Here is a 16,161-nt window from a genome sequence, read left to right on the forward strand (position 1 = left end):
CAGCTCCCCGGATGACCTGCGCGCCGCGCTGGCCGGGCGGGGCCGGGTGGGTCTGGTCCCCACCATGGGCTACCTGCACGACGGCCACGCCACTTTAATGCGCCGCGCCCGCGAGGTCTGCGACGTGCTGGTGGTCAGCATCTTTGTCAATCCGCTGCAATTCGGCCCTGCCGAGGACCTGGCCGCCTACCCCCGCGATCTGGAACGCGATCTGGGCGTGGTGGAGGGGGCCGGGGTGGACGTGGTGTTCATGCCGGACGTGGGGATCACGTACCCGCCTGCTTTCGATACCCGCGTGGTGGTCTCGGGCGTCAGCGAGGGGCTGGACGGCGAGTCGCGGCCCGGCCACTTTACTGGCGTGGCGACGGTGGTGCTGAAACTGCTGAATCTGGTGCGCCCGGACGTGGCCTTCTTCGGCGAGAAGGACTGGCAGCAACTGATGGTGCTGCGCCAGATGGTCCGTGACCTGAACGTGCCGGTGGACGTGGTGGGCCTGCCGACCGTACGCGCGCCCTCGGGCTTGGCCCTGAGCAGCCGCAACAGTTACCTGGATTCGGCGCAGCAGGTGCGGGCCGCCGTGCTGTCGCGCGCCCTGCTGGCCGTGCAGGCCACCTACGCCAGTGGCGAGCGGCAGGCTGCAAAGCTGCGCCAGGCCGGACTGGACGTGCTGGCCCAGGATCCGGAGGTCACGCTGGACTACCTGAGCATCGTGGGCCGTGACATGCGGGAAAGAGCAGTTGTGGACAATGGCCCCATGACCCGTGTTCTCCTGGCTGCCCACCTGTTCGGTGTCCGGTTGATCGACAACATGCCGCTGGTGACAGAGAAGCACGGGGCGAACCCTGCATGAGCCTTGACGAGCTGCTGCGCGAGATGGTGGACCGCCGGACCTCCGACATCCACCTGCAAGCGGGCAGCCCGCCGATGGGCCGGGTGGACGGCCACCTGATTCCCTTCGGCACGCAGGCGCTGATGCCGCCCAATACCGAGCTGCTGGCGCGGGCGCTGATGTCTTCCGAGCAGTGGGACGACTTTTCCCACCGCAACGAGCTGGACCTGGCCTACGGCGTTTCCGGGCTGGGGCGCTTCCGCTGCAATATCTTGCGGCAGCGCGGCTCGGTGGGCATCGTGATGCGGGTGATCAGCGACGCCATTCCGGGCTTCGAGTCGCTGGGACTGCCTGCCGCAATCCTGCAAAGCCTGGCCGCCTTTCCGCGCGGATTGATCCTGGTCACCGGCCCCACCGGCAGCGGCAAAACCAGCACCCTGGCCAGCCTGATTGACCACATCAACCGGACCTTTGCCTATAACGTCATCACCGTTGAAGACCCCATCGAGGTCCTGCACAGGAACAAGAAAAGTATCGTGGTGCAGCGCGAGATCGGCAGCGACACCCGCGATTTTCGCACCGCCCTGAAATACGCCATGCGCCAGGACCCCGACGTGATCATGATCGGCGAGATGCGCGACAAAGAAACCGTCGAGGCCGCGCTGTCAGCCGCGTAGACCGGGCATCTGGTCCTCAGCACCCTGCATACCCAGGACGCGGTCCGCACCGTCAACCGCATCATTGATTTCTTCGCCCCCTTCGAGCGCGATCAGATCCGGGTGCAACTGGCCGAGACGCTGGTGGGCATCGTCAGCCAGCGCCTGCTGCGGCGTTCGGACGGCGTGGGGCGCGTGCTGGCGCTGGAAATCATGCTGAACACGCCGCTGATCCAGGGCTACATCAAAGATGAGGACAAGACCCCGCTGATCAAGGACGCCCTGATGGAAGACGACATCCGGGGCATGCACACCTTCGATCAGCACCTGGCGCAGCTTTACCGCCACAACATGATCAGCATCGACGAGGCCACGGACGCCGCTACCAGCCCCCACGAATTGAAACTGATGGTGACCCGCAGCGGCTACGCTTACTGACGCCTCCCAGTCGCCCAGAACCCGGGTCACGCCTCTCCACAGGCGCGCCTCAGCCCGCCGGGTTTCTGCCGTCTGGCTCACCCCCTGTGGTACACTCTGAGCGTCAGATTGGCATAAGCGTAAGCAACGGGTTTCTCGTCCACGTACCCCGGTTGTCCGAACCGTATCGGCGCGTCATTGGCGTGTCCTGTACCCATTCGCGGACAAGAGTAGGGGCAAAGGCAGGCATAGCATGGCAGAAGTCATCCTGGAACACATCGAGAAGATGTACGGCAGCAAGCAGCACGCGGTGAAGGACTTTAACCTTCACATCGAGGACCGCGAGTTCATGGTCTTCGTTGGGCCGTCCGGCTGCGGCAAGTCCACCACCCTGCGCATGATCGCGGGCCTGGAAGACATCAGCGACGGCATCCTGAAAATTGGCGACCGCGTGGTCAACGACGTGCCCCCCAAGGATCGCGACATCGCGATGGTCTTTCAGAACTACGCGCTGTACCCGCACATGAATGTCTACGAGAACATGGCCTTTGGTCTGAAGCTCCGCAAGACGCCCAAGGACGAGATCGAGCGCCGGGTACGCGACGCCGCCAAGATCCTCCAGATCGAGCACCTGCTGGGGCGCAAGCCCAAGGAACTCTCGGGCGGTCAGCGCCAGCGCGTGGCGATGGGCCGCGCCATCGTGCGCGAACCCGCCGTATTTTTAATGGACGAGCCGCTGTCCAACCTAGACGCCAAGCTGCGCGTGGAAATGCGCTCGCAGATCAACCAGCTCCACCGCCGCCTGGGCGCAACCATCGTCTACGTGACCCACGATCAGGTGGAAGCCATGACGCTGGGCAACCGCATCGTGGTCATGCGCGACGGCCTGATCATGCAGGTCGACACCCCCATGAACCTCTACGACTTCCCGCAGAACAAGTTTGTGGCGGGCTTTATCGGCAGTCCCAGCATGAACCTGATCAGTGGCCGCGTGCAGAACGGTCAGTTCATGGTCGGCAATGATCCTGTGGCCGCGATGGGCAAGCTGGCGCAGAGCCTCAAGCAGTACGAGGGCAAGGAAGTCCTGATGGGCATCCGCCCAGAGCATATCGGGCTGATCGGGTTGACCGAGACTCCGGTGGGGACCAACCTGATCCACGGCAAAGTGGTGGTGGTCGAGCCGCTGGGCGCACAGACCGATTTGATCATCGAGATCGCCGGGCAGGACGTGACCGTTAAGGTGGAAGGTCAGGCGCTGGTGCAACCCGGCGACGACATCGAACTGGTGATCGACCAGACCCGTCTGCACGCCTTTGATACGGCCACCGAGGACGCCATCGACCGGGGCACGGCCATCGGCAAGCGCGGACAGGCCGATACCCCGGATCTGGGATACGAGTACCCCGGCGTCGTCAAGAAGGGCAACCAGGGCATGGCGCAGGGAACGGCGCAGCCGCAGGAGCAAGACGGCATGCTGACCAAAGAGCGCATCGTCATCAGCACCGACTGATTCAAACCAGTTGATCCAGTTAATACAGTTAATAGAGGGGGGCCGGAGGCGTGATCGCTGTCTGGCCCTCTCCTTTGCCGCCTCAGCCCCGCACGTCCCGGTTGCCAAGTAGGGGCGCGGCGATCCAGACCAGGGCCGCCCCCAGCACCAGGCTGATCAGCGGCGGCGTCAGGCTGATGGCGTTTTCTAATGGCAGATCGCTCAGCGCATATTTCCAGGGGTTGAGCCACGCCAGGTCATTTAACACCGGGATCTGCGAGGCCACGCTCTGCACCACCACCAGCCCGGTGCCCAGGCCAGCGCCGACTCCAACGGCCAGACCAGAGCGGCCCGTCGCCGCGCCGATGGCCAGCGCCAGCGCCCCGAACAGCCACGCGCCCAGGGTGTGCAGGACCACTGCGCCCAGCAGCCGTCCGGCGGGCAGGGGGGCCTGAAAGACCTGCCCGGCCAGCCAGATGCTCAGGAACAGCACGGCCCCCAGCACCATCAGCATGGAGAGCAGCGCCGCCGCGCGGCCCAGCAGCAGGGCCACACGCGGCAGCGGTTGAGCCAGCGGAAATTCCAGCCAGCCGCGTTCCTCCTGACCCGCGATCAGCGACGCGCCTTGCAGGGCGGCGAAGATCGTCAGCAAAATGGGCATCATGCTCAGCAGCTTGCCGCCCACGTACCCGGCGGGCGTACCCAGGTTGTCCCCGGCCAGCGCCCGCAGCGATTCGGGCAGGCTCTGCATCAGGTCATTGATGGCGGTGTTGCCTTTCAGGAGTGGAAAAAAGGCCAGCAGCATCACCGTGTACAGCGCAATGCCCACCGCCCACCACAGCAGGCTGCGCCGGGAATCATTCATGGTCTGCATCCACGTTTCAAGCCACATGTGCTTCCTCCTTTCGCGGTGATTCGCTGCGGTACTCGTCCATAAAGGCGTCCTCCAGCGTGGACGGCGTGAGGCTGAAACTGGACAACGATTCGCCCGCCAGCGCCCGGATCAACGCGTCAGGGCCGCCGCGCCACAGGCCCCGGAAGTCCAGCCCGTCGGCCACGCCCTGCGTCATGCCGTCTAGAGCAGCAAGATCGACGCGCGGGGGCCGGGCAAAACGCAGCGTCACCTGCTGCGGAAGGCTGGCCTTCAGCGCCCCCACCCCTTCCACCCGGATCAGCTCGCCGCGCCGGATGATGCCTACCCGCCCGGCCACGCGCTCGACCTCGCTCAGAACGTGGCTGGACAGGAAGACGGTGCGGCCCTCGCTGGCGGCCTCGCGCAGCAGCTCCAGCACGGTTTCCTGCACCAGCGGGTCCAGGCCGTCGGTGGGTTCGTCCAGCACCAGCAGTTCGGGGCGGTGCATCAGCGCCAGGGTCAGGCCCACCTTCTGGCGGTTGCCCTTGCTCAGCGTGCCCAGGCGGGCGTCCAGTTTCAGCTCCAGCCGCCGGGCCACCTCCAGGCCATAGGTGTCGCTGGCCCCGCCGCGCAGCCTGCAACTGCGGCTCATCAGCTCGCGGGCCGAATGGTCCCGGCCCAGGTGGACCTCGCCGGGCAGGTAACCCACCCGACGGTGGACCTCCACCCGTTCCTTCCACACATCATGCCCCAGCACGCGTCCACTGCCCCCGCTGGGCCGCAAAAAACCCATCAGCGTGCGGATGGCGGTGGTCTTGCCCGCCCCGTTCGGGCCGATAAAGCCGAAGACCTCGCCTGTGGGCACGCTCAGATTCAGCGGGGCCAGGCCCACGCCGGGGGCATACAGCTTGCTGAGGCCAGTGGTTTCGATGGCGTTCATGATTCCTCCCTGTTGAGCTGATGCCACTCCTCCAGCACGGCGGGGAACAGACGCAGCCAGTGGCCGTAGAACCGCTGCATCTCGCGCAGGGGTGCCGGGTCAGCCCCTGGCGGCAGCGCCCGCTGGCCCTCGGCGGCCAGATCGTGCAGGGTCTGCAATTTGCGGTTGCCCTGTTTGGTCAGGGTGGCCCAGGCGTTGGGCCGCACCCGGAAGCGGTCTGCCCGTTCGCCAGGATTGGGAACACGTTCGGCCAGGCCCATCAGCGTCAGGTACTTGATCGCCCCGCTCATGCTGGCGCGGCTGGACTGAAGAGAGGCGGCCAGTTCGGCTGGCGTCAGGCCACTCGACGGAGCCACCAGCAGCGCGCCCAGCACGCGCCCCGCCGCACGCGGCATACCCACCATCTCGAACAGCAGGCCCGCCCGTTCCATGAACTGCTCGCTCTCGGCGCTGGTGGTCAAACTGGCGGCGGCTGGCGGCGTGTCGGCCATGCTTGAATTGTACGACTTTTTAATCATTTGTAAAATCTGCGAAAACGCCAGGTGCAGCTCTTCTTTCGCCCCGGCTTCTGCCACGGCCAACGTGACCTGAGCCTGACATGGCCGGGGCATGAATCTGCTAAAATCTTCGTTTGGGTGTCCCGCCCGCTCCTGGCCAGCAGAACTGACGCGGGAGTAGAGGCGGGCTTTTTGAGGTCGGTCCTGGCTCCCCAGCGCGTTTTCCCGTTATGTGGAGCGGACCGGCAGCACCACGCAAACTACAGAACTGTCCTCCCACCTTGTCGGGCGTCTCCCGGCAGGCAGCGCTGGGCAGAAGAGAGGCAAAAATATGGAATACCGGAATATCGCCATCATCGCGCACGTTGACCACGGCAAGACCACGCTGGTGGACGCGCTGCTGCGGCAGACCCTGAAGCTCGGCCACGGCGAGGAGATCGCCGAGCGGGCCATGGACAGCAACGACCTGGAAAAGGAACGCGGCATCACCATTCTCGCCAAGAACACGGCGGTGGAATACAACGGCGTCAAGATCAATATCGTGGATACCCCCGGCCACGCGGACTTCGGCGGCGAGGTCGAGCGCGTGCTGGGCATGGTCAACGGTTGCCTGGTGCTGGTGGACGCGGCAGAAGGCCCGATGCCCCAGACCCGTTTCGTGCTGCGCAAGGCCATCGAGCTGGGCCTCAAGCCCATCGTGGTCATCAATAAGATCGACCGCATCGACGCCCGGCCCGAAGAAGTGGTCAACCTGACCTTTGACCTGATGGCCGAACTGGGCGCGAACGACGATCAGCTCGATTTTCCGATTCTGTACGCCATCGCCCGTGAGGGCAAGGCGTTCAAGGACCTGGACAGCCCCCAGGAGGACATGCACGAGCTGTTCGAGATGGTCCTTGAACACATTCCCGCGCCGCCCACCGATCTGGAGGCCCCCTTCCAGATGCTGGTAACCAACCTGGATTACTCCGAGTACCTGGGCCGCATCGTGCTGGGGCGGGTGCAGCGCGGCACGGTCAAGAAGGGCGAATTTGTGCAACTGATGCACAAGGACGGCACCATGACCAAGAGCCGGGTGGTGCAGCCGTTCACCCACATGGGCCTGCGCCGGATCGAGGCCGACGAGGTCAGCGCGGGCGACATCGTGGCGCTGGCTGGGATCGAGGACGCGCAGATCGGCGAAACGGTGGCCGATCTGGCCGATCCCGAGGCCTTGCCGATCATCACCGTGGACGAGCCGACGGTCAGCATGACCTTTCAGCCGAATACCTCGCCGTTTGCGGGCAAGGACGGCAAGTACGTCACCTCACGCCACCTGAATGACCGCCTGAAGCGCGAAGTGATGACCAACGTGTCGCTGAAAGTGGAGGAAGTGCGCCCCGACGAATTTATCGTGTCGGGACGCGGCGAGCTGCACCTGAGCATCCTGCTGGAAACCATGCGCCGCGAGGGCTATGAGGTTCAGGTGGGCAGCCCGCAGGTGATCATCCGCGAGATTGACGGCGTCAAGCATGAGCCGGTGGAACACCTGGTCATCGACGTGCCGGAGCATCATGCCAGCACTGTGATCGGCGTGCTGGGCGGGCGCAAGGGCCAGATGGTCAACATGGAGCCGCAGGGCACCCGCAGCCGCGTGGAATTCAAGATTCCGTCGCGCGCGCTGTTCGGCTTCCGCACCCAGTTCCTGTCGATGACGCAGGGCGAGGGCATTATGAGCCACGTGTTCGACGGCTACGCGCCGTGGGCCGGGGACATCAAGATTCGCCAGAACGGCTCGCTGGTCAGCATGGAAGACGGCCCGGCCTTCGCGTACTCGATCTGGAAGCTGCAAGACCGGGGAGCCTTCTTTATCGATGCGGGCGCGGAGGTGTATGTGGGCATGATCGTGGGTGAGAACGCCCGCGAGCAGGACATGAACGTCAACGTCTGCAAGAACAAGAAGCTGACCAACGTGCGTTCCAGCGGCGCAGACGACGCCCTGACCCTGACCCCGCCCCGCAAGATGAGCCTGGAAGACGCCCTGGAGTACATTGGCGGCGACGAGCTGGTGGAACTGACGCCGCACAGCATCCGCCTGCGCAAGAAAGTTCTGAACCCCAGCATGCGCAAGTAAACCGCAGCAGACTCAGAAACAAAGCCCCCGTTTCTATTACAGAGCGGGGGCTTTTGCCGTCGGCTGTGGTCGTGATGCGCTTGAATTTCCTCTCAGCTCTCGCGAGACCCCGGCTTCAGGCTCAGTTCCGATTCCGCCGCGCCGAAGCGTTCGCGCAGGAAATGGCCCTGGCTGAGCAGGCGGTCTGCGGTGGCGTGGTCATGTCGCAGCGCCTCGCGCACGCCGTCTTCCAGCAGGCCGAGTTGCTCGCTCAGCAGGGTTTCGGGTGGCTGGCCCTGGCTTTCCAGCGTGCGCCGCGCGCCGTCCGTCAGGTTCAGGTAGGCGCGCAGGGTATCGGGCAGGTACGCCTCGCGGGTCTGTGACAGCAGGTAGGCGGTGCGGGTGTCGCCGTCCACGCCGTCCTTGCGGGCGTCGGTGACCATGCACAGCAACTTCCACGCCTGCGTGCGGGCGGGTTCGGGCAGGCGCAGGGCCAGGGATTCCGGGGCGTCGGCCTGCGGGCGAGGCAAGGCATTCTGGGCGGCGGCGGGGAGGGGCTGGGCGGCCTGCCCGGCGGACGCCTCCAGGGCTTTGCGGGCCGTTTTGCCCGCATTGTCCACATAGGTAATAGCCGCAATGCCGCCGAAGATGACGATCAGGATGAAGACCGCCATAAACACTAGCCGGCCACCCTGACGGCCTGTCCCTCAAACGTCGGTCCAAGCGTCATCTGACTCATCCCGAGCAGTCTAACGCCCACGGCTGCCATGTGCTTGAAGTTCTCAGTTGCCGGGGGTGGCCGGGGCCGCAGTCTGCGGGGCCTTGGGCAGCGTCTGCGTCCCAAAGGACTTCAGGTCCAGCAAGAAATTCGCGTCGCTGGGCAGCATCACGGTCTGGATGCCGGGGGCCAGGCGCTCGGCCACCGTGAGCTGGATCAGTTGCGGGTTTTCCTTGAGGGCGCGGCCACGCAGGGACAGTGCCTCGGCCTCGCCCTTGGCCGTTTCGATGGCGGCCTTGGCTTTGCCCTGCGCCTGCACCACGTCGCGCTGGGCGCTGATCTCGGCCTGTTGCAGGCGGTTTTTTTCCACGGCCACCTGCTGTTCTGCGGTCTGCTTTTGCTCGATGGCCTGGGCCACGCTCTCTGGAATCTTCAGCTCGCGCAGCAAGATGGCGTCCAGGGTCAGATTATTGCGCGTGAACGCCTTGTTCAGCTCGTTGGTGATGCTGGCTTCCAGTTGGGTGCGCTGATTGCTGATCAGGTCGGCGGCCCCAAATTGCCCGATGGAATCGCGCACCTTGCTGCGGACCTGCGGACGCAACACCGTGTTGATGTAGTTGCGTCCCAGCTCCTTGTGCAAGATGGCCGCCTTGGCGCGGTCAATGCGGAACTGCACGGTCACGTCTGCCGTGATGTCTAGGCCCTCCTTGCTGCGGGCGCGGATGGACCCCTCGTCGCTCTGGGCGGTTTCGCGCGCCAGCGTCACTTCCTGAAGGCGGGCGTCGTACAGCGTCACCTGATCCACGAAGGGCATCACGAAATGCAGCCCGGCCTCCAGCGGACTGGGCTTGACGCCGCTCAGGGCGCTGAACACCACGCCCACGAAGCCCGCCGGAATGACCCGCACGCTCTGCGAGACGATCAGCCCGGCCACCAGCACGCCGCCGATGATCCAGCCCAGCCGGGGCGAGATGCGAATCTGGGGCACCTGCGGGGGGCCGCTGGGGTTGTTCACCGGATTGGGGCGCAGGGGCGAGAAGCCACGGTCGTTGTCGTTGCCAGGATTGGTCATGCTGCTGGATACGCGGTCTGCGCGGGGAAGGTTGCGTGTCATACGGACTCCGATTGGAAGGTGTTTGAAACACCTGGAAATCCGAGGGGAGCGAGCAGGAAACAAACGGAATCCGTATCAGCCAGATTGAGAGCGGGCTTCTTGCGCCAGGAACCACGAAAAGGGGAGAGGCACGCACGCGCACCCCTCCCCCGGTCTGAACGCCCTTACTGCCGGACGATCTCGGCGTCCTTCGGCAACTGCTTGAGGCCAGTCACGCTGAGGCCCGAGTTGACCTTGTAGTTGCCCACATTCAGGTCGGCCAGCGATTTGCCCGCGCTGCTCACGATCTGAATGCGGGTGGGCCGCCAGCCCGCCTCGGTGATGAACACGCGCGTCTTATCGGTGGTGTTGCCCTTCTTGGGGGTGGCCTCCAACTGGTACAGACGCTTGCCCGCCGTCCCCGTGGTGGACAGCAGTTTCACGTCGTACTGCGACAGCAGCGAGGCCACGCTACTGAGCTGCGTGAAGTCCAGCCCGCCGAAGCCCGCGCCGTCGGCGGCCTTTTTGGTGGACGTGACCGTGACCTGGTTGGTCAGGAACAGGTACTGGCGAATCTCGTTCTTGTCGGCCACCACGATATTGTCGGCCAGCGCATCGGGGGCGTTGAATTGCAGCCGGGCAATGTTCTGCGCCGGGATGCTTTTCACCGTGAAATCGATCTTCTGTGGGCTGGATTCCAGCGAGGCGTTGCCGCTCAGGCGAAAGGAAATGTCCCTGGCGGCTTTCTGTGCGGCGTCCACTTTGGAGATGATGTCCTGGGCGGTCTGGGCACTGGCCGAGGGGATCAATAGCACGCCGCAGAGGGCGAGGATGGACGTCAGTTTCGGAGGATTGCTCATGCCACGCAGTATCGCGTCCGCTCTCGTGAGAAGGAGGCGCGGCGGCTGACGCGGGGTTTACGCGGGGCGCGGGGTCAGGGCTGCGTGCTTTCTCCCAGCGGCAGAGTGTAGGTCAGCCGCGCGCCGTAGCCCGTTGTGCCGTCCACGCTGCGCCCGCCGCTGACGTTCAGGCCCACCTCGCCGCCCCCCAGGGGCCGGGTGGCCGCCAGACCTGCGCGCAGCGGCGTGGTGGTGGTGCGCCACGGCTCGTAGGCCGCGTACAGCCGCACGCTGCTGCCGGGGCCGAGCAGTTCACCCGCGTCCACGCTGCCGGTGATGCCGAAGGCCTTTGGTCCCACCAACGCGTCCAGTCCCAGATTCAGCCCCGACTCGGCGGCGTAGGAGACGCCTCCAGTCACGCCCAGCACATTCTGTCCGGCCCGCACGCCCGCGCGCCAGGTCAGCGTGCCGACGGGTTCGGTCTCGGGTTCGTCGCCGGGCTGCGCGCCCTCTTCGGGCGGCAGGGTCCGGGTCAACTCCCGGCGGCCCTCCACACCGACAGTTCCCATGTTCTGGCCGCCGAACTCGCCCCCGGCCACGGCGATCAGGGTGCGGCTGACGCGGTAGCGGGCGCGGAGGTCTGCCGCGACGCCTCGCTCCCGGCTGTCGGTGGCGTCAAAATTCCAGAGGGCCAGCGGGTCAATACGCCCGGCAGAGGTGCTGAAACCTGCGGCCCACAGGTTCAGCGCCACCGGCCCCACGCTGCCACCCAGGCGCGACGACATCCGCACGCCCCCGGTCAACGCCACCGCCGCGTCCACGCGGGCCGTGACCACGCCCAGCGGCGGCAGGGCCAGACTGCGCCCGTAGCCCACCTCGGCGGCGCGGGTGGACAGGCCCGCCGAGACGCGCCCGCCCAGCGCCGGGAAATCCGAGACGCCCACGCGCGCCCAGCCGCCGCCCTGCGCCCCGCCGTGGTAGGACACGCCGAAATCCAGAGCCGTCGCGCCCACCGTGCCTGTCAGCGCCGTGCCCGTCAGCGCCGTTCCCCACAGAACCAGTGCCAGTGCCGTCCATCTCTTCGTCATGGCGGCAGGGTAGCAGCATCAGCTTTTCTGGGTGCGTGCCCTGTAGGCTGGAGCCATGCGCCCACTGATCCCCGCCGCCCTCGTCGCCTGTGGTCTGGCCGCCTGCGCCCCCGCACCCCAGGTCTTGCAGGTGCCCACCATCGAGGTCCAGAGCGTGCGCCTGACCCGCCTTTCGCTGCCGGGTGGCCTGGGCGGGCCGCCCGTGGCAGACCTGAAACTGAAGCTGCGCGTGACCAATCCCAACGCCGTGCCCCTCAAAATGAGCAACATCGAGGCCACGCTGGTGATCGACGGCGCGCAGGTGGGCCTGGCCGAATTTCCGCGCGTGAATGTCCCGGCGCGCGGCTCCTCAGATCAGGACGCGGACGTGAGCATTCCTGTCACCCTGTCCACCGCCGCCTCGTTCCTGAAGGTGGCGCGCGGCCAGCAGGTCACCTACCGCCTGGACGGCACCTTCACCGCCGATTTCGGCCCGCTGGGTCCGAAGAACTTTGGCCCCTTCACGCTGAGTCAGGGACAGTGGAAGCAGAATCCGATTCTTCCGTTCTGAGCGGGAAGGTGCAGGGTGGCCCGTGATGGGACCGGGGAAACTCGACGAATTCCTTCTCTGGTCTGCCCGGTGGCTCCCTTATGCCGATGGTCTGCGACGCCTCCTGTTCGCAGAGAACGAAAGGCCGTCTTCAGGCACTCCCAGCCAGCGTGCAAGCTTCCCTTTGGTTCAGCTCGATTCATCCATGTGACGCCGACGCCGTACCCTGTTCCTATGCCCTCCTCTTCAGCTTTCCCCGATCCACAGCGCGCCTGGGCCTACCGTCCTGCCGAACCTCTGGCAGGCGCACCAGGCGGGCCGCTGTCCCACCTGACTTTCAGCGTCAAGGACCTGTACGGCGTGCCCGGCTGGCCGCTGACCGCCAGCACCCGCGCGCCGCTGCCGGGGGTGGAGGAGAGCGTGCTGGTGCGCCGCCTGCTGGAACTGGGCGCGTCCGCCGTGGGCAAGACCCACCTGCACGAAATTGCGCTGGGCATCACGGGCATGAACGGCTACGGCAGCACCACGCATCCGCAGGACCCGGCGCGCGTTCCTGGCGGCAGCAGCAGCGGCGCGGCGGTCAGCGTGGCGCTGGATCAGGTGGATTTTGCGCTGGGAACGGACACCGGCGGCAGCATCCGGGTCCCGGCGGCGTGGTGCGGCGTGGCGGGGTACAAGCCCAGCAGGGGTCACCTGGACTGGAGTACGCGTGGTGTACTGCCGCTGTCGTGGACCTGTGACCACACCGGCCCGCTGGCGCGTGACCTGGCCACCACCGCGCGGGTGCACGCGGCGCTGACCGGGCGGCAGATCGTCCCGCAGGACTGGAACGGCGTGCGCGTGGGCCTGTGGCTGCCGAACGGCTGGACCGACGACGCGGTGCGGGAGGCGACGCTGGCCCTCGCCGCCGATCTGGAACGGCGCGGCGCAACCGTTTCGCCCGTCCATCTGCCGGACATGCTGGATGCCTACTCACCCATCGTCCTGAGCGAGGCCGCCACCGTTCATGCGGAGGCGTTGCGCCTGCCTGACCCCGGCTTTCAACCGTTCACGCTCTCGGCCTTGCGCCAGGGTGCGGCGCTGACACAAGGAGAAATTCAGCGCGCCTTTGACCGCCGCGCCGAGTATGCCTGGCTGCTCGGTGGGCTGTTCACCGCCTTCGATGTCATTCTCGCCCCCGCCGTCCCCACCCCGCCTCCGCTGATCGGCCAGGACGAGGTGACGGTGGGAGAGGGCACCCTGCCCCTGCGCCGCGCCGTGTTGCGCCTGACCGCGCCGTTTAGCCTGCTGGGGGTGCCTACCGTGTCGCTGCCCACCGCCACGCCCTACGTCGGCGTGCAGCTCGTCGGGCGGCCCGGCGAGGATGACCGCCTGCTGGGCCTGGGCCTGGCCTGGGAGGCGGGGGCTTGAAACGGCTCCTCCCCATCGCCTTGCTGCTGGTCGCCTGCGCGCCCGCCGTCCGGCCCCAGCCGGTGCAGGTCTGGGAGGGTTCGGCGCGGGTCCTGCTGAGCGTGCAACAGTACCGCTTGACCTTCACGGTCAGTCCGGTAAGCCACGCCCTGAGCGGCACGTTTGTAAACCTCAGCAGCGAAGACCGCTTCGAGGCCACCGGAACGCTGCTGCCCGGCGTGGACGGCGCGGAACTGAGCGCGCAGGTCACGCCGGGCAGCGCCCCCCGCCTGAACGCGGGCATCCTGGGCTTCGGCATCAGCGGTGTGTCGCTCAAGGCCGACGCCTTCCTGAGTGGGCAGGTCAGGGGTGATCTGTTCACGGGCAGCCTGCGCGTCAGCGGCCTGCGCTCCCCGCTGACGCTGCGGCGCGTCCAGTGACCTCCGTGAGCGCCGCAGAGCTGTACCTGTCAGATGTGCGCGGGCGGATGCGCGGCGTCCGGGCGCTGGGAGAGGCCGCTCTGACCCAACTCCGGGAAGATGAGTGGCACATGCCGCTGGCCCCGGATGGCAATTCCGCCGCCGTGCTGGCGCAGCATCTGGCGGGCAACATGCACTCGCGCTGGGGGGCGCTGCGCGGCGGCTACGCGGCGGGAAGCGAGGGCGAGAGCGCCGCCCGCAACCGTGACGCGGAGTTCGAGGAGGGAACGCTGGACGGGGCCGACCTGCGGTCACTCTGGGACGACGGGTGGCAGGTTTTTCTGGACGCCGTGGATCACCTTGCGCCAGGCGATCTGACCCGCCCCATGACTATCCGGGGCGAGGTCCACACTGTGCTGGAGGCCCTTCAGCGGCAGGTGGCTCACTACAGCGGGCATGTCTATCAGCTCGTCCTGCTGGTCAAAACTCTGCGTGGCCCGGCGTGGCAGACTCTCAGCATCGCACGCGGCGGCTCGGCGCAATACAACGCGGCCATGCTCTCCGGATCAGGTGGGCGGGGCTAAGACAAATCTGGTTGCCGCTTGTCTTTCTGAAAAGACGTCCTGACTTTCGGCGTGCGCGGCGCGTTCACGGCTCCCTCCAGCGTCGCCACGACTTGCGCGACTTCCAGGGTGAAGATGTGGGCAGGCCACCGCGCACCCCACCGCGCCTGCCCTCCCTCCAGACAGCCGCCCCGCCCCCGCCCCTGCCCGGCGCTAGCCTGGCAACCATGACCCACGACGGCCTGCCCGAAACCTTCGACGTTCTCGTTCATCCTGCCCAATCTTTGAACGGCGCGCTGCGCGCCCAGCCCAGCAAAAACTACACCACCCGCTTTCTGCTGGCAGCCGCGCTGGCGGAGGGCGAGACCCGGGTGGTGGGCATTGCGGGCAGTGAGGACGCCGGGGCCATGCTGCGCTGCCTGGAGGACTGGGGCGCGGGGGTCTTGCTGGTTGGAGACGACGCCGTGATCCGGGGTTTCGGCGCGGCTCCGCGTGCGGGCGTGACCCTCAACCCCGGCAACGCGGGCGCGGTGGCCCGTTTCCTGATGGGCGTGGCGGCCCTGACTACGGGGACCACCTTGGTCACTGATTATTCCGATTCGCTGGGCAAACGGCCCCAGGGGGATTTACTCGACGCCCTGGAACGCCTGGGCGCACGCGTGGGCAGCACTGGTGGACGCCTGCCGCTGACCATCAGCGGACCTGTTCAGGGCGGCGTGGTGGAGGTCAGCGCCGAGAAGTCCAGCCAGTACGCCAGCTCGCTGATCTTCCTGGGGCCGCTGCTGCCCCTGGGCCTGGACCTGCGCCTGACCGGCCAGATCAAGAGCCATGCCCCGCTGCGGCAGACGCTCGATACGCTGAGCGCGTTTGGCGTGCGGTTCAGTGCCAGCGAGGACCTGACCCGAATTTCCATCCCCGGCGGGCAGAAGTATGGGGCCGGGCGCGTCTCGGTCCCCGGAGACTATCCCGGCTCGGCGGCCATGCTGGTGGCGGCGGCGCTGCTGCCCGGTCAGGTCCGCCTCTACAATCTGCGCGAGAACGATCTTCAGGGCGAGCGCGAGGCCGTGGCCGTGTTGCGCGAGATGGGCGCGGACATCGTGCGCGAGGGAGACACGCTGCTGGTGCGCGGCGGCCAGCCCCTGCACGCCGTGACGCGCGACGGCGACGGCTTCACCGACGCGGTGCAGGCATTGACCGCCGCTGCCGCGCTGGCCGAAGGACAGACCACCTGGCAGAACGTCTCGACCCTGCGCCTCAAGGAATGTGACCGCATCAGCGACACTCGGCGCGAGCTGGAGCGCCTGAGCATCCGTGCGACGGAGACGGCGGACAGCCTGAGCATCAGCGGCACCGGGCACATTGCCGGGGGTCTCACTGCCGACGGCCACGGCGATCACCGCATGATCATGCTGCTGACGCTGCTGGGGCTGCGGGCCGACGCGCCCATCCGCATCACCGGCGCGCACCACATCCGCAAGAGCTATCCGCTGTTCTTCCGCCACCTGGAAGGGCTGGGCGCGCGCTTCGAATATCTGCCCAGCGATACCCATTAGAGCATCTTAGGGCTTACGCGAAACTCAGAGATGGGTTTTTGAGCTGCTGGCGCATGTAGTCATCAAGAAGACCGAATTTTAGCGCGTATATCGTTTTCTTCGCCTCTTTGGCCTGCTGGTTCAATCGAATCCAGACCAGCATGGCAGTGCCGATGTGATTGCGTTGAGATCGCCCCAGACGGCATTGACAGTCTTCG

General features: G+C 66.4%; 15 protein-coding genes and 2 pseudogenes. 9 read left to right on the forward strand and 8 right to left on the reverse strand.

Annotated features, from left to right (window positions below; translation table 11 throughout):
- The first annotated feature begins 16 nt into the window (after positions 1–16).
- From panC to Q322_RS0112025, 3 genes and pseudogenes are all read left to right on the forward strand, one after another.
- Positions 17–850, forward strand: coding sequence for a pantoate--beta-alanine ligase (gene panC / locus Q322_RS0112015; RefSeq protein ID WP_281173648.1), 834 nt, complete (start codon positions 17–19; stop codon positions 848–850).
- Positions 847–1,923, forward strand: a pseudogene (locus Q322_RS20960) (type IV pilus twitching motility protein PilT). The gene panC and the pseudogene Q322_RS20960 overlap by 4 nt, the downstream one beginning before the upstream one ends.
- 232 nt (positions 1,924–2,155) lie before the next feature.
- Positions 2,156–3,412: an ABC transporter ATP-binding protein gene (locus Q322_RS0112025; RefSeq protein ID WP_084147963.1), complete on the forward strand. Its 1,257-nt coding sequence runs from the start codon at positions 2,156–2,158 to the stop codon at positions 3,410–3,412.
- 82 nt (positions 3,413–3,494) lie between these two features.
- Here the strand turns inward: Q322_RS0112025 and Q322_RS0112030 are convergent, their stop codons facing one another.
- The 3 genes from Q322_RS0112030 to Q322_RS0112040 are packed head-to-tail and all read right to left on the reverse strand — an operon-like array spanning position 3,495 to position 5,675.
- The gene (locus Q322_RS0112030; protein WP_029478160.1) at positions 3,495–4,283 is read right to left on the reverse strand and encodes an ABC transporter permease subunit; all 789 of its coding nucleotides are present in this window, start codon (positions 4,281–4,283) and stop codon (positions 3,495–3,497) included.
- A complete protein-coding gene (locus Q322_RS0112035; RefSeq protein WP_029478161.1) occupies positions 4,273–5,184 on the reverse strand; it encodes an ABC transporter ATP-binding protein in 912 nt (303 codons plus the stop codon). Before Q322_RS0112035 ends, Q322_RS0112030 begins: the two co-directional genes overlap by 11 nt.
- A complete protein-coding gene (locus Q322_RS0112040) occupies positions 5,181–5,675 on the reverse strand; it encodes a GbsR/MarR family transcriptional regulator (RefSeq protein ID WP_162176612.1) in 495 nt (164 codons plus the stop codon). The genes Q322_RS0112035 and Q322_RS0112040 overlap by 4 nt, the downstream gene beginning before the upstream one ends.
- Before the next feature lie 337 nt (positions 5,676–6,012).
- Here Q322_RS0112040 and typA point away from each other — a divergent pair, with 337 nt between their 5' ends.
- Positions 6,013–7,794, forward strand: a complete 1,782-nt coding sequence (gene typA / locus Q322_RS0112045; protein WP_029478163.1) for a translational GTPase TypA — start codon at positions 6,013–6,015, stop codon at positions 7,792–7,794.
- A 92-nt stretch (positions 7,795–7,886) separates the two neighbouring features.
- Here typA and Q322_RS20965 read toward each other — a convergent pair whose 3' ends face one another.
- The 4 genes from Q322_RS20965 to Q322_RS0112065 all read right to left on the reverse strand — a co-directional run bounded on the left by Q322_RS20965 (position 7,887) and on the right by Q322_RS0112065 (position 11,511).
- A complete protein-coding gene (locus Q322_RS20965; protein WP_034418480.1) occupies positions 7,887–8,447 on the reverse strand; it encodes a hypothetical protein in 561 nt (186 codons plus the stop codon).
- Between the two features lie 108 nt (positions 8,448–8,555).
- Complete coding sequence (locus Q322_RS0112055; RefSeq protein WP_245593242.1) at positions 8,556–9,605, reverse strand: prohibitin family protein; 1,050 nt, start codon at positions 9,603–9,605, stop codon at positions 8,556–8,558.
- 164 nt (positions 9,606–9,769) lie between these two features.
- Positions 9,770–10,444, reverse strand: a complete 675-nt coding sequence (locus Q322_RS0112060) for an outer membrane lipoprotein carrier protein LolA (RefSeq protein WP_029478166.1) — start codon at positions 10,442–10,444, stop codon at positions 9,770–9,772.
- Between the two features lie 74 nt (positions 10,445–10,518).
- Positions 10,519–11,511 (reverse strand): hypothetical protein, encoded by a 993-nt coding sequence (locus tag Q322_RS0112065; protein ID WP_051668491.1) that lies wholly within the window; start codon positions 11,509–11,511, stop codon positions 10,519–10,521.
- Positions 11,512–11,566: 55 nt separating this feature from the next.
- Between Q322_RS0112065 and Q322_RS0112070 the strand changes: the two genes are divergently transcribed.
- The 5 genes from Q322_RS0112070 to aroA all read left to right on the forward strand — a co-directional run bounded on the left by Q322_RS0112070 (position 11,567) and on the right by aroA (position 15,964).
- Positions 11,567–12,061 (forward strand): LEA/WHy family protein, encoded by a 495-nt coding sequence (locus Q322_RS0112070; protein ID WP_029478168.1) that lies wholly within the window; start codon positions 11,567–11,569, stop codon positions 12,059–12,061.
- A gap of 213 nt (positions 12,062–12,274) precedes the next feature.
- A complete protein-coding gene (locus Q322_RS0112075; protein ID WP_029478169.1) occupies positions 12,275–13,450 on the forward strand; it encodes an amidase in 1,176 nt (391 codons plus the stop codon).
- Positions 13,447–13,869 carry a hypothetical protein gene (locus Q322_RS0112080; RefSeq protein ID WP_029478170.1) on the forward strand — a complete coding sequence of 141 codons (423 nt, stop codon included), beginning with the start codon at positions 13,447–13,449 and terminating at the stop codon, positions 13,867–13,869. Before Q322_RS0112075 ends, Q322_RS0112080 begins: the two co-directional genes overlap by 4 nt.
- The gene (locus Q322_RS0112085) at positions 13,866–14,432 is read left to right on the forward strand and encodes a DUF1572 family protein (RefSeq protein WP_029478171.1); all 567 of its coding nucleotides are present in this window, start codon (positions 13,866–13,868) and stop codon (positions 14,430–14,432) included. Before Q322_RS0112080 ends, Q322_RS0112085 begins: the two co-directional genes overlap by 4 nt.
- Positions 14,433–14,638: 206 nt before the next feature.
- Positions 14,639–15,964 carry a 3-phosphoshikimate 1-carboxyvinyltransferase gene (aroA, locus tag Q322_RS0112090; RefSeq protein WP_029478172.1) on the forward strand — a complete coding sequence of 442 codons (1,326 nt, stop codon included), beginning with the start codon at positions 14,639–14,641 and terminating at the stop codon, positions 15,962–15,964.
- Between the two features lie 13 nt (positions 15,965–15,977).
- Here aroA and Q322_RS24130 read toward each other — a convergent pair.
- Positions 15,978–16,161 (reverse strand): annotated as a pseudogene (locus Q322_RS24130) (IS701-like element ISPlag1 family transposase); the annotation flags it as partial.

Source organism: Deinococcus frigens DSM 12807, assembly GCF_000701425.1.
GTDB classification, from domain to species: Bacteria; Deinococcota; Deinococci; order Deinococcales; family Deinococcaceae; genus Deinococcus; species Deinococcus frigens.